This window comes from Pseudomonas fontis (genome assembly GCF_028656955.1).
In the GTDB taxonomy this organism is placed as follows: domain Bacteria; phylum Pseudomonadota; class Gammaproteobacteria; order Pseudomonadales; family Pseudomonadaceae; genus Aquipseudomonas; species Aquipseudomonas fontis.
The window spans coordinates 318,792-338,195 of the sequence record NZ_JAMDGY010000024.1 but is presented as its reverse complement, the minus strand read 5'-3'; the positions used below and the strand labels follow the sequence as shown (position 1 = coordinate 338,195).

16 protein-coding genes are annotated in these 19,404 nt (G+C 64.9%); 7 read left to right on the top strand and 9 right to left on the bottom strand.

What is annotated here, in order from left to right; genetic code table 11:
• Positions 1 to 77 precede the first annotated feature (77 nt).
• Positions 78 to 521 carry a response regulator gene (locus M5G11_RS10940; RefSeq protein ID WP_273913558.1) on the bottom strand — a complete coding sequence of 148 codons (444 nt, stop codon included), beginning with the start codon at positions 519 to 521 and terminating at the stop codon, positions 78 to 80.
• 245 nt (positions 522 to 766) lie between these two features.
• Here M5G11_RS10940 and M5G11_RS10935 point away from each other — a divergent pair, with 245 nt between their 5' ends.
• The 7 genes from M5G11_RS10935 (at position 767) to M5G11_RS10905 (ending at position 8,982) form a co-directional block, all read left to right on the top strand.
• Positions 767 to 2,704, top strand: a complete 1,938-nt coding sequence (locus tag M5G11_RS10935) for a putative nucleotidyltransferase substrate binding domain-containing protein (protein ID WP_273913559.1) — start codon at positions 767 to 769, stop codon at positions 2,702 to 2,704.
• Positions 2,701 to 3,411 carry a 3'-5' exonuclease gene (locus M5G11_RS10930; protein ID WP_273913560.1) on the top strand — a complete coding sequence of 237 codons (711 nt, stop codon included), beginning with the start codon at positions 2,701 to 2,703 and terminating at the stop codon, positions 3,409 to 3,411. Before M5G11_RS10935 ends, M5G11_RS10930 begins: the two co-directional genes overlap by 4 nt.
• Before the next feature lie 107 nt (positions 3,412 to 3,518).
• Positions 3,519 to 4,037, top strand: a complete 519-nt coding sequence (locus M5G11_RS10925; RefSeq protein WP_273913561.1) for an RNA polymerase sigma factor — start codon at positions 3,519 to 3,521, stop codon at positions 4,035 to 4,037.
• The gene (locus M5G11_RS10920) at positions 4,034 to 5,008 is read left to right on the top strand and encodes a FecR domain-containing protein (protein WP_273913562.1); all 975 of its coding nucleotides are present in this window, start codon (positions 4,034 to 4,036) and stop codon (positions 5,006 to 5,008) included. The genes M5G11_RS10925 and M5G11_RS10920 overlap by 4 nt, the downstream gene beginning before the upstream one ends.
• Before the next feature lie 178 nt (positions 5,009 to 5,186).
• The gene (locus M5G11_RS10915) at positions 5,187 to 7,643 is read left to right on the top strand and encodes a TonB-dependent siderophore receptor (RefSeq protein ID WP_273913563.1); all 2,457 of its coding nucleotides are present in this window, start codon (positions 5,187 to 5,189) and stop codon (positions 7,641 to 7,643) included.
• Between the two features lie 59 nt (positions 7,644 to 7,702).
• Positions 7,703 to 8,806: a PepSY-associated TM helix domain-containing protein gene (locus M5G11_RS10910; RefSeq protein WP_273913564.1), complete on the top strand. Its 1,104-nt coding sequence runs from the start codon at positions 7,703 to 7,705 to the stop codon at positions 8,804 to 8,806.
• Entirely contained in the window at positions 8,803 to 8,982 is a 180-nt protein-coding gene (locus tag M5G11_RS10905; protein ID WP_273913565.1) for a hypothetical protein, read from the top strand. Before M5G11_RS10910 ends, M5G11_RS10905 begins: the two co-directional genes overlap by 4 nt.
• A 166-nt stretch (positions 8,983 to 9,148) precedes the next feature.
• Here the strand turns inward: M5G11_RS10905 and M5G11_RS10900 are convergent, their stop codons facing one another.
• The 8 genes from M5G11_RS10900 to glnE form a co-directional block, all read right to left on the bottom strand.
• Positions 9,149 to 10,591 carry a lipopolysaccharide kinase InaA family protein gene (locus tag M5G11_RS10900; protein WP_273913566.1) on the bottom strand — a complete coding sequence of 481 codons (1,443 nt, stop codon included), beginning with the start codon at positions 10,589 to 10,591 and terminating at the stop codon, positions 9,149 to 9,151.
• Positions 10,591 to 11,343, bottom strand: a complete 753-nt coding sequence (locus M5G11_RS10895) for a lipopolysaccharide kinase InaA family protein (protein ID WP_273913567.1) — start codon at positions 11,341 to 11,343, stop codon at positions 10,591 to 10,593. The genes M5G11_RS10900 and M5G11_RS10895 overlap by 1 nt, the downstream gene beginning before the upstream one ends.
• A complete protein-coding gene (locus tag M5G11_RS10890) occupies positions 11,340 to 12,074 on the bottom strand; it encodes a lipopolysaccharide kinase InaA family protein (protein ID WP_273913568.1) in 735 nt (244 codons plus the stop codon). Before M5G11_RS10890 ends, M5G11_RS10895 begins: the two co-directional genes overlap by 4 nt.
• Positions 12,074 to 12,880 (bottom strand): lipopolysaccharide core heptose(I) kinase RfaP, encoded by an 807-nt coding sequence (gene rfaP / locus M5G11_RS10885; RefSeq protein ID WP_273913569.1) that lies wholly within the window; start codon positions 12,878 to 12,880, stop codon positions 12,074 to 12,076. The genes M5G11_RS10890 and rfaP overlap by 1 nt, the downstream gene beginning before the upstream one ends.
• On the bottom strand, positions 12,877 to 14,001 hold the full coding sequence (locus tag M5G11_RS10880; protein ID WP_273913570.1) for a glycosyltransferase family 4 protein: 1,125 nt from the start codon (positions 13,999 to 14,001) through the stop codon (positions 12,877 to 12,879). The genes rfaP and M5G11_RS10880 overlap by 4 nt, the downstream gene beginning before the upstream one ends.
• Positions 14,001 to 15,059 (bottom strand): lipopolysaccharide heptosyltransferase I, encoded by a 1,059-nt coding sequence (gene waaC, locus M5G11_RS10875; RefSeq protein WP_273913571.1) that lies wholly within the window; start codon positions 15,057 to 15,059, stop codon positions 14,001 to 14,003. Before waaC ends, M5G11_RS10880 begins: the two co-directional genes overlap by 1 nt.
• 1 nt (position 15,060) lies before the next feature.
• Positions 15,061 to 16,110: a lipopolysaccharide heptosyltransferase II gene (gene waaF, locus M5G11_RS10870; RefSeq protein ID WP_273913572.1), complete on the bottom strand. Its 1,050-nt coding sequence runs from the start codon at positions 16,108 to 16,110 to the stop codon at positions 15,061 to 15,063.
• Positions 16,111 to 16,263: 153 nt separating this feature from the next.
• Positions 16,264 to 19,200, bottom strand: coding sequence for a bifunctional [glutamate--ammonia ligase]-adenylyl-L-tyrosine phosphorylase/[glutamate--ammonia-ligase] adenylyltransferase (glnE, locus tag M5G11_RS10865; protein WP_273913573.1), 2,937 nt, complete (start codon positions 19,198 to 19,200; stop codon positions 16,264 to 16,266).
• Between the last annotated feature and the right edge of the window lie 204 nt (positions 19,201 to 19,404).

Here is a 19,404-nt window from a genome sequence, read left to right as displayed (position 1 = left end):
GGCCGGCTCCCACAGGAATCCTGACTGCTATTGATCCCTGTGGGAGCCGGCCTTGCCGGCGATGCTGGCGCCGCGAGCTATCGAATACCCAGCTCCTGACGCACCAACCTCACCAACTTGTCCACATCGATCGGTTTGAGCAGAAAGTCCACCACGCTCAAATGCATCGCCGCAATGGCATCCGCCACCTCCGCATCCCCCGAGACGATGATGATCGGCAATGCCGCCTTGTCCGACTCGCGAATCCGCTTGATCAGCACCAGACCATCAAACGGCTCCATGCGCAGATCGGTGATCAGCAGGCCAATACCGCGATTCTTGTCCAGCAGGTCCAGCGCCGCCTCGGCACTGTTGCGCGCCAGGCACTCGAACCCATACAACTCCAGGGTTTCGGCCAGCAGCTCGCTGGCATACGGGTCATCGTCGACGATCAGGATTTTCTGCGGCGCAGCCGCCGGGGCCGTGGCGGCTGCCAACGCTTCACGCTCCGCCTCGCTCAAAATGTCTTCGTGATCGGACATGGCTGTCTCACCGTCTATGACCTGCGAATGTCCTTTCATCAAGTTCAGACCGCATTTGCCGCTCACGCAAACTGCCTTTCGTCGGACAGTTGCCCACGACCCTCCAGCCGAGCCCATAGCTCATCTACCTGACCCGGCGTTTAGACTTACGTCCAATGGGCACTGCCCGCTGCGCAACCGACCATGAAGGCCGATAACAACATCGTTGGCCGACAGACGCCGACAACAAAGACGCGGTAATGCTCATGAGCAAGATGGACGCCTTCGCCCAGGCCGGGAAAACTGCAGTGATGCAGAACATCCATGGGACCATGCAGTTCCTGCAACGCTTTCCACCCTTCAACCAGATGGAAAACGCCCACCTCGCCTACCTGGTGGAACAATGCCAGCTGCGTTTCTACGCGGCCGGTGAAAGCATCATCAAACCGGCCGACGGCCCGGTCGAACACTTCCATATCGTCAAGCAGGGCCGGGTGGTCGGCGAGCGCACCCATGGGGTCAAGGGCAGTACCGAGACCACCTTCGAAATCACCAGTGGCGAGTGCTTCCCGCTCGCCGCCCTGCTCGGCGAGCGGGCCACCCGCACCGAACACCTGGCGGCTGAAGACACCTTCTGCCTGCAACTGAACAAGGCCGCGTTCATTCGCCTGTTCGCCTTGTCCGACGTGTTTCGCGACTTCGCCCTGCGCGGCGTCAGCAGCCTGCTCGACCAGGTCAACCAGCAGGTCCAGCGCCGCGCCGTGGAAACCCTGGGCAACCAGTATTCGCTGAACACCCGCCTGGGCGAGCTGGCCATGCGTCACCCAGTGGTCTGCGATCCGGACACCCCATTGCGGGAAGCCGTGCGCCTGATGCACGACCAGCAGGTGGGCAGCATCGTGATTGTCGACCCGCAGCGCGCGCCCATCGGCATCTTCACCCTGCGCGACCTGCGCCAGGTGGTGGCCGAAGCGAGCACCGACTTTGCCGCCCCCATCGCTACGCACATGACCGCTGCGCCATTTGCCCTGACACCCCAGCACAGCGCCTTCGATGCGGCCATCGCGATGACCGAGCGGCATATCGCCCACGTCTGCCTGGTGGAAGACCAGCGCCTGTGCGGCGTGGTCTCCGAGCGCGACCTGTTCTCCCTGCAACGCATCGACCTGGTGCACCTGGCGCGGACCATTCGCCACGCGCCACGCATCGAGCAACTGGTCTCGCTGCGCGGTGAAATCGGCCAACTGGTCGAACGCATGCTGGCCCATGGCGCGTCCTCGACGCAGATCACCCATATCATCACCCTGCTCAACGACCACACCGGGTGCCGGGTGATCGAGCTGGCGATCCAGGACAAGGGCGACCCCGGTGTCGCCTTCAGCTGGCTGTGCTTTGGCAGCGAAGGCCGCCGCGAGCAGACCCTGCACACCGACCAGGACAACGGCATCCTCTTCGAAGCCCGCGACGCCGCGCACGCAGCCGAGATTCGCGGCGTGCTGCTGCCATTGGCCCAGCACATCAACCAGGGTCTGGCGCAGTGCGGCTTCAGCCTGTGCAAGGGCAACATCATGGCCGGCAACCCCGAGCTGTGCCTGTCGCGGGCCGAATGGGCACGGCGCTTTGCCGCGTTCATCCGCGAGGCGACGCCGGAGAACCTGCTGGCCTCGAGCATCTATTTCGACCTGCGCGTGGTGTGGGGCGATGAACAGCCCTGCGAGCAACTGCGCCAGAGCATTCTTGAACAAGTCGGCGACAACCGCCTGTTCCAGCGCATGATGGCCGGCAACGCCCTGCGCCAGCGCCCACCGGTGGGCCGCTTGCGCGAGTTCGTGCTGACCCGCCAGGGCAACGACAAGGCCGCCACCCTGGACCTCAAGGTGCAGGGCCTGACGCCCTTTGTCGATGGTGCACGGCTGCTGGCCCTGGCCAATGGCATCAGCGCCAACAACACCCTGGAGCGGCTGCGCCAGCTGGTCACCCGCGAGGTGATCGACCCGCTCGACGGCGGCGCCTATGAAGAGGCCTACCAGTTCATCCAGCAGACCCGCATGCAGCAGCATCAGGCGCAAACCCGGCAGAACCAGCCCTATTCCAACCGCGTCGACCCGGACAGCCTGAACAACCTGGACCGGCGCATCCTGCGTGAATCCCTGCGCCAGGCCCAGCGCCTGCAAAGCAGCCTGGCCCTGCGGTACCAGCTATGAGCCTGTTTGCCTGGCTGCGCCCCAACCATTCGCCATTGACCGACATCCAGCGCCAGCGCCTGGCCCAGCTGGCCGCCCCGGTCGACTGGCACGACCACAACCTGCGTGCGCAACGCTGGGTGGTGCTGGACCTGGAAACCAGCGGCCTGAACCTCAACCGCGACCAGGTGCTGTCGATTGGCGCGGTGGTGATCGAGGACGGCGCCATCGACTTCGCCCAGCAGTTCGAGCGCACCCTGCACCAACCCGACCACAAGACCAGCCCCAGCGTCCTTTTGCATGGCCTGGGCCCCAGCGCCATCGCCGCCGGCTGCGACCCGGTGGATGCCCTGCTGGACTTCATGGACTTCGTCGGCGACAGCCCGTTGCTGGCGTTCCACGCCAGCTTCGACCAGCGCATGCTGGCCAGGGCCCTCAAGGACAACCTGGGCTACAAGCTGCAGCACGGCTTCCTCGATGTCGCCGAGCTCGCACCACTGCTCAACCCGGCCGTGGTCCTGCGCGATGCCGGCCTGGACGACTGGACCGCCTGTTTCGGCCTGCAAGCCGCCGAACGGCATCATGCCAGCGCTGACGCCCTGGTCACGGCAGAACTGGCGCTGATCCTGTTCAGCCAGGCCCGCCGCCAGGGGCTGGACAGCCCGTTGCAATTGGAGCAACGCCTGGGTAATTGGCGTAGAAGGCGACAGATGAGCCACAGTTTCTAGACGTACCCCCCGAAGTCATCCGATGAGCGTTAATTGCACAGTTTGTCGCGCTCTGCGACAATCGCGAATAATTCTCGTTAGTTAACACATCTTTTTCGGGGAACGCCTTGTCGTCTGTGCAAAGCCCACACAGTGAGCTGGTCGGTGCGCTGTACCGTGACCATCGCAGCTGGCTGCTCGCCTGGCTGCGGCGCAATATCGCCTGCACGCACCGCGCCGAAGACCTGAGCCAGGACACCTTCGTGCGCCTGCTCGGGCGTGATGAGCTGACGACCCCGCGCGAGCCGCGGGCCTTCCTGGTGTCCATTGCCAAGGGCCTGCTGTTCGACCATTTCCGCCGCAGTGCACTGGAACAGGCGTACCTCGCCGAGTTGATGCAGGTGCCCGAGGCCGAACAGCCCTCGCCGGAAGCCCAGCACCTGATCCTCGAAGACCTCAAGGCCATCGATCGCTTGCTTGGCAAGCTGTCGAGCAAGGCCCGGGCGGCCTTCCTTTATAACCGCCTGGATGGCCTGGGCCACGCCGAGATCGCCGAGCGCCTGGGCGTGTCGGTGCCGCGCGTGCGCCAGTACCTGGCCCAGGGCATGCGTCAGTGCTATGTCGCGCTGTATGGGGAGCCGACGTGAGCGCCTTCAACGCCAAACCGGTTTCGGCGCGGGTGCTGGATGCCGCGATTGCCTGGCAGCTGTGCCTGGACTCGGGTGACGGTGGCGGTGCCGAGCGCGACGAGTTCGCCCGCTGGCATGCTGCCGATGAAGAACATGCGCGCGCCTGGATGCAACTGGGCATGCTCGACCAGCGCTTTGCCGCAGCCGCCGGGCCGGCGCGCCAGGCCTTCCTGCAATCGCGTGCGGGGATCCGCCGACGGGTGCGCAAGCTGGGCAGCGGCGTGGCCAGTGTGCTGCTGGTCGGTGGCCTGCTGAGCTGGCTGGGTGCACACCAGTCGCTGGGCTACTGGTTGGCCGACCAGCGCACCGCCACCGGCGAGCAGCGCAGCCTGCGCCTGGCCGATGGCACGCTGATCAGCCTGAACACCCATTCCGCCGTGGACGTGCGCTTCACCGAGCACGAACGCCTGATCGTGCTGCACGAAGGCGAGATTTCCATCGAGACCGGGCACAAGGATGACCGGCCGTTTGTCGTTGCTACCGGCGATGGGCGCATGCGGGCACTGGGTACGCGCTTCCTGGTGCGCCTGGAAGACGACGGCACGCGCCTGAGCGTGTTGCAGTCGGCCGTGGCGGCCAAGCCGCAAGACAGTGGCAACGAACAGATCCTGCGCGAAGGCCAGCAGGTGTTGATGACCCATGATCAGCTGGGGCATGTCGACACTGTGGCGGCCGGTGCCGACGCGTGGACGCGCGGCATGTTGGTAGTAGACAACGTGCGCCTGGACCAACTGGTCGAGGAACTGGGCCGCTATCGCAGCGGTTACCTGGGCGTGGCGCCGGAGGTGGCGGGTTTGCGCATCACCGGCAGCTTCCCGCTGAACAATACCGACCTGGCGCTGAAGTCGCTGCTGCCGACCCTGCCGGTGCAGGTTGAGCAGCGCACGCCGTGGTGGGTGACGCTGGTGGCTCGGCGCGAGACCCCTTAGCCCCTGATCGCCGGCAAGGCCGGCTCCCACAGTATTGGAGCAGCCCCCTGTGGGAGCCGGCCTTGCCGGCGATTGGGCTGCAACGAATCTGAATGGAAATAATTTTCAGTCGCCCCTATCACTTTTTCAATCTCGCTCGGCAAGGAGGCTAGTAAGCACATATCCGTCGAGGAATCGCATGACCCGCTCAATCGAAAGCTTCCTGCGTCCCAGCCTGCTGGCCATGGCCATTGCCATTGCCGCGCCCCTGGCGAGCAGCCCGCTCATCGCCGCCGAACAGGCCGGCAACCTGCGCAGCTACAACCTCCCAGCCGCGCCCCTGGCCACGACCCTGAACCAGATCGCCAGCCAGGCCGGCATTGCCCTGGCCCTGGACCCGAGCCTGGCCAGTGGCCGTACCTCGGCACCAGTCAGCGGCCAACTCGACGGCGTCAGCGCCCTGCAAGCCGCCCTGCGTGGCACCGGCCTGCAACTGCAACAGAGCAGCGCCGGCACTTACAGCCTGATCGCGACCCCGGAGGGCACCCTGGCCCTGCCGGAAACCAGCGTCAACGCCCGTGGCGACTATGAAAGCGCCTGGGGCCCGGCCACCGGCTTCACCGCCACCCGCACCGCCGCCGGCACCAAGACCGACACCCCGATCGTCGAAGTGCCACGCTCGATGAGCGTCATCACCCGCGAGCAACTGGACGACCGCCAGGTACTCAACCTCAACGACGCCCTGCGCTACACCGCTGGCGTGCAGAGCAGCGGCTATGGCTCGGACTCCCGCGCCGACTGGCTGCGCGTGCGCGGCTTCGACCCGACGCAGTTCCTCGACGGCCTGCCGCTGCCCAAAGGTTCGTTCTCCAACCCGAAAGTCGAGCCGTGGAACCTGGAACGCATCGCCGTCCTGCGCGGCCCGGCCTCGTCGGTCTACGGCCAGACGCCACCGGGCGGCATGCTCGACATGGTCAGCCGTCGCCCGCAAGCCGAAAGTGCCCACCAGGTTGAAGTCCAGGTCGGCAGCAACGAGCACCGCCAGATCAACTTCGACAGCACCGGCAAGATCGATGATGAAGGTCGCTTCCTCTACCGCGTCAGCGGCGTGGTGCGCGACAGCAACGCCCCGGTCGACCACATCCCGGACAAGCGCTACAACATCGCGCCCAGCCTGACTTGGAACATGGATGAAGACACCAGCCTGACCTTCATCTCTCAGTTCACCCGCGACGATACCGGCATCACCGGCCAGTTCCTGCCGCTGCAGGGCACCAAGCTGGGATCGCCTGCCGGCGCCGAGATTTCCCACCACAAGAACCTCGGCGAGCCGGGCTGGGACTTCTACGACCGCACCTACTACGCACTGGGCTATGCCTTCGAGCATCGCTTGAATGACGTCTGGCAGTTCCGCCAGAACCTGCGCTATACCAAAAGCGACCTGTCGTTCCGCGCCGTCAACGTGGCCACGTTCAACAGCGTGGACGCCGACGGCAACGTCAACCGTGAAGCCGGCATCGTCAACGAAGACATCAGCCAGTTCGCCGTGGACAACAACTTCCAGGCCGACTTCCAGACCGGTGCCCTGAGCCACACGCTGCTGATCGGCCTCGACCACCAGCGCTCGAACACCAACTACCAGTGGATGTACGGCGGCTCGTACAACTACGACAGCAACGGCAACATCACCGGCAACAACGTTCCGCCGATCAACGTCATCCGCCCGGTCTATGGCCAGGACATGTCCAACGTGAGCTACTTCGCGTTGCAGGACTTCAGCCAGAAAACCCGCCAGACCGGCCTCTATGTCCAGGACCAGATCGCCCTGGACAACTGGCGCCTGACCCTCGGCGGGCGTGAAGACTGGGTACACACCGGCACCACCTTCCACAACGCCGGTGATGCCACCAGCACCGAGCGTGACAAGGCCTTCACCGGCAACGCCGGCCTGAGCTATGTGTTCGACAACGGCGTGACGCCTTACGTCTCGTACACCGAGTCGTTCCAGCCGACCAGCGGTGCCGCCGCCTCGGCCGCCCAGTCGTTCAAACCGACCGAAGGCCGCCAGTACGAAGTCGGCGTGAAGTACCAGCCGGTGGGCAGCAAGAACCTCTACACCGCTGCGGTCTATGACCTGCGCCAGGACAACGTGAAAGTGACCGAGGGCAACCTCACCCGTCAGGTCGGCCAGTTGCAGGTGCGCGGCCTTGAGCTGGAAGCCACCACCCAGGTCACCGACAACCTCAAGGTGATCGGTTCCTACACCTACACCGATACCGAGATCCTCAAGGGCGCAGCCAACGAGAAAGGCAACCGCATGGCACTGATCCCGCGCAACCAGGCGACCCTGTGGGCCGACTACACCTGGAACAGCGGTGTGCTCGACGGCTTCGGCATCGGTGGCGGCGCGCGCTATGTCAGCGACACCTACGGCAACACAGCCAACACCGAAGTCGCCCACGTCGGCTCCTACACCGTCTACGACGCCTCGGTGCATTACGACCTGGGCCGCAAGATCAACACCCTCAAGGGCATGACGGTCGCGGTGGAAGCGAAGAACCTGTTCAACAAGGACTACCTGGCCAACTGCGATGGCTACTGGTGCTACTACGGCGACGAACGCAACGTGGTCGCCAGCGTCAATTACAAATTCTAAGACGTAAAACCGTGCGTAAGGGGCCGCCTGCATAGGCGGCCTTTTGCCTTGGAGCCCTGATGAAAAGCCGAACCATTCGCCGCTGGTCCTTCGTGCATACCTGGACCAGCCTGATCTGCACCCTGTTCCTGCTGTTGCTGGCGGTGACCGGGTTGCCGCTGATCTTCCACCATGAAATCGAACACCTGCTGGGCGATGCGCCCGAGCTCAAGGTCATGCCGGCCGACACACCGAAGCTGGACCTCCAGCAACTGGTGCTCAAGGCCCAGGCGCATCGCCCGGGCGAAGTCATGCAGTACTTTGGCTGGGATGAGGACGACAGCAACGGCGTGGTCGCGATCATGGCCGCCAGCGCCGGCACCGAGCCGAACTCCTCGCACACCTTCATGCTCGATGCGCGCACTGGCGAGGTGGTGGAAATGCCGGCGGCCAATGGCGGCTTCATGATGACCATGCTGCGCCTGCACGTGGACATGTTTGCCGGCTTGCCGGGCAAATTGTGGCTGGCGTTCATGGGCCTGTTGTTCGTGGTGGCGATCATTTCCGGGGTGGTGCTGTATGCGCCGTTCATGCGCCGGCTGGAGTTCGCCGCGGTGCGCCACGACAAGTCGCGGCGCTTGCGCTGGCTGGACCTGCACAACCTGATCGGCGTCGTCACCCTGACCTGGGCGCTGGTCGTCGGGGTGACCGGGGTGATCAGTGCCCTGTCGGACCTGGTGATTGCCGCCTGGCGCAACGACAGCCTGACGGCAATGGTCGCGCCGTATCGCGATGCCCCGCCATTGACCGAGCTGGCCCCGGTCAGCCGGGTGCTGGACATCGCCAGCGAGGCGGCGCCGGGGATGGTGCCGGACTTCATCGCCTTCCCGGGGACGCGTTTTTCCAGTGAGCACCACTACTCGGTGTTCATGAAGGGCGGGACGCACCTGACTGCGCACCTGCTGACGCCGGTGCTGATCGATGCGAGCACGCTGGGGGTGACGGCGGTGGGTGATCGGCCGTGGTACATGGATGCCATGGGGCTGTCGCAGCCGCTGCACTTTGGTGACTACGGCGGCCGGCCGATGCAGATCCTCTGGGCGCTGCTCGATGTGCTGACGATCATCGTGCTGTGCAGCGGGGTGTACCTGTGGTGGGTGCGGCGGCGGGAGGTAGCGCGATGAAACGCACGTCGTCGTTGTGGAAGGTGTTTGGCGTGCCCTGCGTGATTGGCGTGCTCGGGGCGGTGGGGCTGTTTGCCGCGTTGCTGGGGGATGGCTGGTGGGATTCGCTGGCCTGGCTGGGGCTGGCCTTGCCGGTGTGGTTCAGCCTGCGGGGTTTCTGGCCAACCTCCAGATAGCAATCGCTGGCAAGGCCAGCTCCCACAAGGATCTCCCTCTCTGTGGGGCAATTGCCTTGCACAGCTTTTGTAGCCGCTGCCGTCAGGCTGCGCTGGAGTCCCGCAGGGCTCCCAAAGGCGGCGCCTGCTCTGCAGGCGAGCGCAGCCTCACGGCAGCGGCTACATATCAGTCAGCCAGCTTCGGCAGACACTCATCCAGACGCTGGTACAACGCACTGCCCGTCGGCCAGTTACGCAGCAAACGCGCCCGGTCGCGGGCAAAAGCCTGGGCAAAGCTCATCTGCGTGGCATGCTGACACATCGCATCCAGGTCAATCAGCGACCATTGCCCGTCCTGCCAGAACAGGTTGTGGCCCTTCATGTCGCCATGGCTGATACGTTCGTGAATCAGCTGCCCCAACAATTGCTGCAAAGCCTGCAACTGCACCTCAGGCACCTCGGCACTGTCCACATAGGGCGCAAAACAGGCAATCAGGTCCGGCCCATCGGCATACTCGGTCACCAGGTACGCGCGACTGCGCAGCCCCATGAAACGCAGTTCCTGCACCGCCAGCGCCTTGGGCGTGGCAATCCCGAGAAACTCCAGGCGATGCCCTTCAATCCACGAATGCCAGGCCCGGCTCGGACGCCAGAAACGCTTGAGCCAGTGCGCAGTGTTCTTGATGTTGTAGCGCTTGAGCACCAACGGGCGCCCCGCTACCTCGACCTTCGCCACACTCGCCGCACCACCGGTCTTGAACAGGTGCCCCTGGTCGACCAATGAATCAGCCTGCGCCAGCACCGGCAACATCGCCGCCACCTCGTTGCGGCGAATCGAACGCAAACCCGACGCCCCGCGCTCGACACTGAACAGCGTGCACTCGCGCCCAGCCTTCTCCAGGTAATCCTTCAAGCGCCAACTGCGCACCTTGTCGATCTGCTTCTGCAAGGCTTCCAGCGGCAACGCATGTTCGGCGTTGGCCAGCAGGTAATGCACCAGCAGCTCTTCAACGAACGGTTCCAGACGCTTGGGCAACTGGGCGAAAAACACCCCCAGGTTCTGCAATACCTGCTGGCGCGACAGCGGCTGGCCCGGTGTTTCAGCCTTGATACCAGCGCCGTCGATCAGGTACAGCTGGCCGTTGTGGCGCAGCAGGTTGTCCAGGTGCAGGTCCGCCTGCCACAGGCCCTGGGCGTGCATCTGCCCCACTGCGGCCAAGGCCTCGCCGAGCACTGCATGCTGCTCGTCCGCCAGCGGCGGCAACTGCTCCACTTCAGCCCAGGCATCAGCCAGGCTGACCGCGCCTTCGAGAAACTCGAACAGCAACCAGCCGCCCTCGCCTTCACGCAAGCCATCGGCCAGCAACAGCGGCGTGGTCAGGCCTTGCTTCGCCAGCAAGCGCACGCCTTCCAGCTCACGCTGGAAATGCTTCGCGGCGCTACCACCGACCAACAGCTTGGCCAGCACCGGCTTGCCGCGCCAGACGCCCGCGCCCACATACCGCTGGCCGGGCAACACCCGCAGCAGGCTGAGCAGTTGCAGGTCAGCCGGGCCGGCCGCATCGGCCAGGGCAATGCTCAACGGCAGGTCCGGGCTGCGCCCGGCGTCCTTGAGTTCAGACAAACGCATCAACGAGCCTCTTTTTCACGACGGCGACGCAGCAGGCGCTGCAACCAGGTGTCGACCAAGGTGCTGTCCGCCGGCTGCTCCAGGTACGCCGAGAGCATCAGGCGCACCTCGCTTTCGCTCCACATCGGCGCGCGACGCAGCAACGGCTCCAGGTCCTTCAGGCGATCACGCATGCCGAAAATCAGCGGGCGGGTTTTCTCCAGGTCGATCAGTTGCGCCTGCCAGCCATCGCCGCGCTCACGCAGGAAAATATGCTTGGGGTAGAAACAGCCATGCACCTGGCCAGCCGCGTGCACGGTGCGCGCCAGCTTGCCACTGGCCCGCAGGATGCCCTGGCGCTGCTCAAGGCTCAGCTGCGGCCATTCGCCGAGCAGATGGTCGAGGTCACTCCACTCGTCCAGCGCCCGGGTCATGAGGATCGCCCGGTACTCGCCGGCCACCTTGCGCTCGCCGTAGTACACCGCCTGCAAGGCGGGAATCTGCAGCTTTTCGTAACGGCTGATATTGCGGAATTCGCGGGCGAAGGTCGGCTCGCCGAATGGGCGGTGCAAGGTGCGCGTCAGGTAGTCGCTCTGGCGCTTGAGGTAGTAGCCCTTGCCCTCCAGCTCAAGGCGGAACACGCTGCTCCAGCCGCCCCGACCGGTATTGGGCTCGTCCACCGCGTCCAGTTGCAGTGTCCACAGCTGATCGAAGCCGTTCAGGCCATGGCGCTCAAGCAGCGCCGTCTCGGCGCTGGCCAGGAAATCAGTCATTCGCGTCCCTCGAAAAACGTCACGATGTGCCGCACACGTCGCTTGTCTGCCGCATTCAGGCGCTCACGGCGCCGGTATTGCAGGTAGAAGCGCAGGCGCTGGGTGGCCGACAGGTGATACTTGGCCACCTTGTCCAGGCACGCCAGGTCCTTGGTGATCCGGTAGCGCAGCATGAAGCCGATCCAGAAATCCCCGGTCGGGCAGTCGATGAAGAATATGGTCCCCTGATCATCGACCAGCAGGTTGCGCCATTTCAGGTCGTTATGGGTGAACCGGTGATCGTGCATCATCCGCGTGTGCCGGGCGATCTGCTGGCTGACGTGATCGACCCAGCGTGGGTCGGACAGCCGCGCATCATTGCGCTCGGCCAGCGCCGAGAGGTCTTCGGTACGCGGCAGCTCACGGGTGATCATCGCCCCGCGACCGAACGCGACACCGTTGCGCTCCAGGCCACAGGCCACCACTTCAGCGGTGGGGATGCCCCACTTGGCGAACTGCTTGAGGTTCTGCCACTCGGCCTTGATGCGCGGCCGCCCGACGTAGCGGCGCAGGCCCTTGCCCGCCCCGGTGTAGCGCTTGACGTAATAGTTGACCCCATCGCGCTCGACGCGAATCACTTCGCTCAGCGGGTCACGGGTCAGGCGCTCGCCCTCAAGGGCGAACACCGCTTCGATACTGCCAAAATCCTTCGCCAGGGCCGCGTACGCAGGCTCCAGTGTCCAACCCGCCATCAGAGCGCATCCCCATACCGTTGTTTACGCTCGTAGAGCTTCTGTGCCTTACCCTCCAGCCAGCGCAGCAGTGCAGCTTCCTCGGCGAGGATCTGGCGCAGCGGCTGCTGGAAGTAACCACGCAGGAAGCGCAGCTTGTCGCGTCGGGTCAGGCCGATGTCCAGCGCCGAGAAATACAGCGCGGCCAGGTCCTTGTCACGCCAGCGGCGGGAGATGCTCGCGCGGGTCTGGGCGCGGTGCAGGTCAATCACCGACAGCTTGAAATCTTCCGCCGTCACCGGCTTGTCGGTGTGCAGCAGGAAGTGGCAGATGTAGCAGTCGCGGTGGTTCACGCCGGCGCGGTGCATCATGCCGGTCATGCGTGCCACTTCGCCGATCAGCGCCCGCTTGAGGCGGGGCTGCGGCGGCTGCTTGACCCAATCGATGCTGAAGTCTTCGAGGCTGACGGTCGGCGCCAGCTCTTCGGTGACGATGAACGAATGCTGCTGCGCCGGGTTGCTGCCGCGCTCGCCATAGGCGACCGCGGTCATGGTCGGCACGCCGACCTGGTGCAGGCGCTGGATGGCCTGCCATTCCTGGCGGGCACCGAGTACCGGCAACTTGGCGGTGAACAGGTTCTTGAAGATCTCGCCCCAGCCAATGCCACGGTGGATCTTGACGAAGTAGCCACGCCCGTCGACTTCGGTGCGCAGCGTGCGGCGGCCTTCCAGCTCGCGGTAGACCTCGCCTTGCAGGGCCTCCACGGCCTCGAAGGCGTCACGCTGGGCCCACAGCTGTTTGAACGGTTCAGCCAATATCAGTTTCATGCAGGCTCCTGTGCCAGGATCACGTCCGCAGCGTGCTGCGGCATGCTGTACAGATCGGCGCTGTCAGCGAAGGCCAGGCCATTGCGCGCCCAATTGGCACGCGCGCCGTCGTCTTCGAGCATCCGTTGCAGGTAGCGATTGAGCTGCTCCTGCTCGAACGGCTCGTCGAGCACCAGGCCGCTGTCGGCCTCGGCAATGTAATGGGCGTAACCGCAGACCGCCGAAACCAGCACCGGCAGGCCGGCCACCAGCGCTTCGAGCAACACCGTACCGGTGTTCTCGTTGTAGGCCGGGTGGATCAGCAAATCAGCACCGAGCAGGAAGCGCGGGATATCGCTGCGCCCCTTGAGGAACTGCACCTGCTCACCCAGGCCCAGGGCCGCGCTCTGCAGCTGGAAGACCTTGGGGTCGTCCTGGCCGATGACCATCAACCGGGTGCGCTTGCGCAGGGCCGACGGCAAGGCCGCCAGGGCCTTGAGGCTGCGGTCCACGCCCTTGGTCTTGAAGCCCGAACCGATCTGCACCAGCAGCAGCTCATCGTCTGCCAGCTTGAACTCGCGGCGGAACTCGGCGCGAATCTCGGCGGCATTGGCCGGCGCCCGGCGGTCTTGCGAAATGCCCGGCGGCAACAGGTGGAAGCGTTCCGCCGGGGTGTCGTAGTGCTTGATGAACAGCGGCTGCTGGACTTCGGAGATCATCAGGATCTCGGTCTTGGCGTCCTTGGCGAACACCGCCCGCTCGTACTCGGCAAAATGCCGGTAACGGCCCCAGCGCCGGTACAGCGAATGGCGCAGGTTCTGCGCCTTGTCTTCAAAGCAACCGTCGGCGGCGTAGTACACGTCCAGCCCGGGCATCTTGTTGAAGCCGATCAGGCGGTCGACCGGGCGCTTGGCCAGGTCCGCTTCCATCCAGGCGCTGAGTTTCTCGTTGCGCCGATGGTTGAACAGCGCCTTGACCGGTGCCACCAGCACTTCGAAGCCGGGCGGCACGTCGCCTTCCCAGATCAGCGTGTAGACACGGATCTGATGCCCACGCGCCTGGCACTCCAGGGCAATGCGCATGAAGTCGCGCTGCAGGCCGCCGAAGGGGAAATACTTGTAGAGCACAAAGGCCAGTTGCATCAATGAACATCCTCAGCCCGCAGCAACGCGCTCAACTGGCTCGCTACACGCTCGGGATTCAGGCGAGTGAAGCACAACGGCCACTCACGTTTGAGATCGAACCGGCGCTGATCCTCGGCACTCGGTTTATAGGTACATTTCTTTTGCAGGCACGGGGCGCAGGCGAAATCGCTGGCCAGGTGCACCTGCGACTTGCCGTAGGCACCGGTCAGGCCCGGGTTGGTGGGGCCGAACAGTGACAGGGTCGGCACATCCAGTGCCGCCGCCAAATGCCCAAGGCCGGTATCGACCGCCACGCAGGCCTTGGCCGAGGCCAGCACGCGGGCGACCCCCGCCAGGTTCAACTTGGGCAGTACCGTGGCGTTCTTCAAGCCCTCGGCAATGCGTTCGGCGCGGGCCTTCTCGACCGGGTTGCCCCACGGCAGGCAGATATTCAGCCCGGCGCGGCCCAGCCGTTCGGCCAATTGGCGCCAATAGGCTTCCGGCCAGTGCTTGGTGTCCCAGGTGGTGCCATGCAGGAACACCACGTACGGCGCGGCGCCGATGGTTTCCAGGCGGCTGCGGTCCAGGCCGTAATCGCCCACGCCCGAGGGCAGGTCATAACCCAGCGCCAAACCGAACAGCTGGCGTACCCGCTCCACGGCATGCTGGCCACGGGCAACCGACAGACGGCGGTCGTAGAAGCGGCTGGACAGCCCTTCACGGGCCGAGTAACGGTCCAGGCCGGCGACCGGCGCCTTGACGTAACGGGTCAGCCAGGCACTTTTCACCAGGCCCTGGGCATCGATCACCAGGTCGTACTTCTGCTCGCGCACACGCTGCTTGAACTGGCGCCATTCGCCGCTCTTGAAGGTCTGCCAGAGGTTCTTGCGCCAGCGCCGGATGGCCACCGGGATGACCCGGTCGACCGCAGGGTGCCAGCTGGGGATCTCGGCAAAGCCTTCTTCGACAACCCAGTCGAAGCGGATGCCGGGGATCATCCGGGCAGCGTCGGTCAGCGCCGGAAGCGCATGGATCACATCGCCCAGGGAAGTGGTCTTGATCAGCAGTACCCGCAACTTAATCGACCTCGGCCATGACATCGACCAGCGACGGGCCATCGAGCCGCTGCAACGCCGCGGCGACCGCCTCGGGTTCCAGCTGGCGCAGGCAGTTGTAGTGGCCGAAACGGCAAGTACGCTCAAAGCACGGGCTGCATTCCAGGCCCAGGCGCACGACTTCGACCTGGTCGGCCAGCGGCGGGGTGAAGCCTGGCGAGGTCGAGCCGTAGACAGCCACCAGCGGGCGGTTCAGCGCGGCGGCCACGTGCATCAGGCCGGAGTCGTTGGACACCACGGCATCGCTGCACGACAGCAGGTCGATGGCCTCGGCCAGCGAGGTTTCACCGCTGAGGTTCATCGACTCTTCGCGCAGGCCCGGGATCAGCCGCTCACGGATCGACTCACCCACCGCGTGGTCATTCTTCGAGCCGAACAGCCACACCTGCCAGCCTTCGCGGATCTTGATCTCGGCGACCTTGGCGTAGTGCTCGGACGGCCAGCGCTTGGCTTCGCCGAACTCGGCGCCGGGGCACAGGGCCAATACCGGGCGGTCCAGGGCCAAGCCGAACTTGGCCAGCGCGGCATCTCGGCTGGCCGCTTCGATCTGCAGGCTCGGGCGTGGGTACGGCTTGGGCAGGTCGGTACCTGGCGGGTAGGCCAGGGCCATGAAGCGCTCGATCATCAGCGGATAACGGGCTTTATCCAGCTTGCGCACATCATTGAGCAAACCGTAGCGGAACTCGCCGCGCCAGCCGGTGCGCTGCTTGATGCCGGCAAAGAACGGCACCAGCGCCGACTTGAGCGAGTTGGGCAGCAGGATCGCCTGGTCGTACTGGCCGGCCAGGGACTTGCCGAGGGTGCGCCGCGTAGCCAGTTCCAGCGCGCCGTGGCCGAGCGGGAAGCTCAAGGCCTGGCGCACTTCAGGCATGCGCTCGAGGATAGGCCGGCTCCATTCGGGCGCCAGCACATCGATCACGCACTCGGGGTGACGCTGCTTCAGGACCTGGAACAGCGTCTGGGCCATTACCATGTCGCCCACCCAGCTGGGCCCAATGATCAAAATTCTCATGCTTTATCCAGAAACGATCAGGGAGGCTGCAGCCTGTTTGCCAACAGCCTGGCCTCCCCTCTTTATAATCAGGCTTGATGCGACCAGTGTACGCCACTCAGTGAGGGCTGTGGTCGTGGCCAGCTTCCTGCCGCCTGAACCGCCTGCGTGAATTCAGCTCAACCCTAGTTCAGCCCAGATCCGCCGTACATCTCGGCGTTCGTTGGCGAACTGCCCGGCGTCGATCACCCCGGCCTGTTTCTGCAAGGCCTGACGGTGCGCGGCCGAGCGGAACGCCTTGTACACCTCACGCAGCAGCACCGCATCGCTGGCGGGCATCAGCCCGACCTCCTCAAGCCCCTCGAGGATGCGAATGTTGTCGGTGTAGCGCAACAGCGCCGGGTGCGTGTGGGACCAGGCCAGGGCCGCGTATTGCACCATAAATTCAATATCGACGATACCACCGGCATCCTGCTTGATATCGAAGGGAACACCGGGGTCGAAGGCGTTCGCCGCCGTGCCCGCCGCCGTGGCCTTGGTGCCGAGGTTGTCACGCATCTTGGCGCGCATCTCGCTGACTTCGGCCTGCAGCTTGGGCAGGTCGCGCGGCTGGCCGAGAATGCGCGCACGCACGTCCTCGAAGGCTGCGCCCACCTGCTTGCAGCCGACCAGCACCCGCGCGCGCACCAGGGCTTGATGCTCCCAGGTCCAGGCTTCGTTCTGCTGGTAGCGCTCGAAGGCGCCGAGCGAGCTGACCAGCAAGCCCGAGGCACCGGAGGGGCGCAGGCGCATGTCCACGTCGTAGAGCTGGCCGGAGTTGGTCTGGGTGGTCAGCAGGTGGATGATCCGCTGGCCCAGGCGAGTGAAGAACTGCGCGCTGTCGATTGGCTTGGCGCCGTCGGTTTCCGCCTGCGGGTCGCCGTCATGGATGAACACCAGGTCCAGGTCCGAGCCATGCCCGAGTTCGATCCCGCCGACTTTGCCGTAGCCCACGATAATGAAGCCCGGGTCGCACAGGCTGCCGTCGCTGCGCTTGGGCTGGCCATGGCGCGCCACACTCTGGCGCCAGGCCAGGGCCAGCACCTGGTCGAGAATGGCCTCGGCCAGCCAGGTCAGGTAGTCGCTGACTTTCATCAGCGGCAGGCTGCCGGCGATTTCCGAGGCCGCCACGCGCAGGCTGTGCGCCAGTTTGAAATGGCGCAGGGCCTCCATTTGCTGTTCGAGGTCGTCTTCGGGGATGCGCGTCAGGCGCTCGCGCAGCTCGGCCGCCAACTCCGGTGCCAGCGGCGGGCTGAACAGCCGGCCTTCGTTGAGCAACTCATCGAGCAGCAGCGGGAAGCGGGTGATCTGTTCGGCGATCCACGGGCTGGCGGCGCACAGGGTCAGCAGCCGGCGCAGGGCACCGGGGTTTTCCGTGAGCAGTACCAGATAAGCCGAACGCCGGGCCACGGCTTCCACCAGCGGCAACACGCGCTCCAGCACCAGGTCCGGGTCATCGTGCTCCACCGCCTGGGCCAGCAAGCGCGGAATAAAGGCATCGAGCCGCTCGCGACCGAGACGCTGCATGGCGCGCAGCTGCGGGCTGGCACGCAGGCCGGCGAGCTGCTTGAGCGCCTTGGCGGCATCGGCAAAACCGGCGTCGCTCAACTGGCGACACGCAGCCTCTTCATCCTGGGCCTCTTCCCACAGGGGCAGCCATTCGCCGCCCACAACCACTTCACCGTCCTCGCCCTCGTCCTCATCGGGGTCGGCGATAACCTGGCGGAAGTGCCAGTCGATACGCCCACGCCAGTGCATCAGTTGTTCATGGAAGCTGCCCCAGTCCTTGAAGCCCATCATGAAGGCGATGCGCGCACGGTTCAGCTCGTCTTCCGGGAGCATCTGGGTCTGGCGGTCGGCGATGGCCTGGATGGCGTGCTCGGTGTAGCGCAGGAACTCATAACCTTCGCGCATCTCGGTGATCACTGCCGGCGGCAGGTAGCCCTGCCCTTCCAGCGTTGCCAGGACCTTGAGCAACGGCCGCTGTTGCAGGCTCAGGTCGCGCCCGCCGTGAATCAGCTGGAACGCCTGGGCGATGAACTCGACCTCGCGGATGCCGCCGGCGCCCAGCTTGATGTTGTCGGCCATGCCCTTGCGCCGCACTTCCTGCTGGATCAGCTGCTTCATGGTGCGCAGCGCCTCGATGGCCGAGAAGTCCAGGTAACGCCGGTAGACGAACGGGCGCAGCATGTCCTGCAACTGCGCGCCGGCCACCTGGTCACCGGCCACCACCCGCGCCTTGATCATCGCGTAGCGTTCCCAGTCGCGGCCCTGGTCCTGGTAGTACTGCTCCAGTGCATTGAAGCTCAGCACCAGCGCGCCGGCCGAGCCGTAGGGGCGCAGGCGCATATCAACGCGGAACACGAAGCCGTCGACGGTGATCGGGTCCAGCGCCTTGATCAGCCGCTGGCCGAGCCGGGTGAAGAACTCCTGATTGTCCAGCGAGCGCTTCACGCCCTGGGTTTCGCCGCCTTCGGGGTAGGCGAAGATCAGGTCGATGTCCGAGGACAGGTTCAGTTCCACCGCGCCCAGCTTGCCCATGCCCAGCACCACCATGTGCTGCGGCTCGCCGCTGCGGTGGCCGGTAGGCGTGCCGAACTGTTCGCACAGCCGTGGGTACAGCCATTTATAGGCTTCGTCGATAGACGCGTCGGCCAGGTCGGACAAGTCGCGGCAGGTCTGGACCAGGTCCGCCTGGCGGGTCAGGTCACGCCAGATGATCCGCACCTGCTGGCGAGTGCGCTGGCGACGCAGGTTGCGCGCCAGTTCGTCTTCCGTATTGGCGGCCAGCGCCGCAGCAGCCACCTGGCCACACAGCTCACCGCGTGCAAAGGGCCGATCCAGCTCGCCAGCAGCCACCAGGCCGAGGAGCATGGCCGGGTCGCGCAGGCTTTGTTCCAGCACGAACTCACTGGCCGCCGCTACGCGAGCAAAATGGCTCCAGCGCTCTGTCGTCCAGTGATCAATGGAAAGGTTTTCAGCGGCGGCCACCGCTGCACGCAACGACTGCTCGTTGCGTCCGACCAAGGGTTGCAGGGTGTCTGGCAGATCGGCCAGCAAAGGCAGGCTCATGGTCTATCCTTGATCGGCGGGAAAAGGAAGGCAGCGACGGCGTCCGGGAACCCGGCGAGCGGTTGGACTGTCGTACAAAAGTTAGAAATAGCTGAATATTCTGATTTTCTGGCAGGAAACATCGCAGCAAACCTTTTCAGTACCGGGTTTTCACCACCGGTATCGTTTTATCCCACAACCCGAACTGTGGCCACGAGCCTTTTT

What these genes read in the sequence shown, in the direction of transcription:
- M5G11_RS10940 (WP_273913558.1), bottom strand. Translation starts at nt 521, where the DNA reads ATGTCCGATCACGAAGACATTTTGAGCGAGGCGGAGCGTGAAGCGTTG.
- M5G11_RS10935 (WP_273913559.1), top strand. Translation starts at nt 767, where the DNA reads ATGAGCAAGATGGACGCCTTCGCCCAGGCCGGGAAAACTGCAGTGATG.
- M5G11_RS10930 (WP_273913560.1), top strand. Translation starts at nt 2,701, where the DNA reads ATGAGCCTGTTTGCCTGGCTGCGCCCCAACCATTCGCCATTGACCGAC.
- M5G11_RS10915 (WP_273913563.1), top strand. Translation starts at nt 5,187, where the DNA reads ATGACCCGCTCAATCGAAAGCTTCCTGCGTCCCAGCCTGCTGGCCATG.
- M5G11_RS10910 (WP_273913564.1), top strand. Translation starts at nt 7,703, where the DNA reads ATGAAAAGCCGAACCATTCGCCGCTGGTCCTTCGTGCATACCTGGACC.
- M5G11_RS10905 (WP_273913565.1), top strand. Translation starts at nt 8,803, where the DNA reads ATGAAACGCACGTCGTCGTTGTGGAAGGTGTTTGGCGTGCCCTGCGTG.
- M5G11_RS10900 (WP_273913566.1), bottom strand. Translation starts at nt 10,591, where the DNA reads ATGCGTTTGTCTGAACTCAAGGACGCCGGGCGCAGCCCGGACCTGCCG.
- M5G11_RS10895 (WP_273913567.1), bottom strand. Translation starts at nt 11,343, where the DNA reads ATGACTGATTTCCTGGCCAGCGCCGAGACGGCGCTGCTTGAGCGCCAT.
- M5G11_RS10890 (WP_273913568.1), bottom strand. Translation starts at nt 12,074, where the DNA reads ATGGCGGGTTGGACACTGGAGCCTGCGTACGCGGCCCTGGCGAAGGAT.
- rfaP (WP_273913569.1), bottom strand. Translation starts at nt 12,880, where the DNA reads ATGAAACTGATATTGGCTGAACCGTTCAAACAGCTGTGGGCCCAGCGT.
- M5G11_RS10880 (WP_273913570.1), bottom strand. Translation starts at nt 14,001, where the DNA reads ATGCAACTGGCCTTTGTGCTCTACAAGTATTTCCCCTTCGGCGGCCTG.
- waaF (WP_273913572.1), bottom strand. Translation starts at nt 16,110, where the DNA reads ATGAGAATTTTGATCATTGGGCCCAGCTGGGTGGGCGACATGGTAATG.
- glnE (WP_273913573.1), bottom strand. Translation starts at nt 19,200, where the DNA reads ATGAGCCTGCCTTTGCTGGCCGATCTGCCAGACACCCTGCAACCCTTG.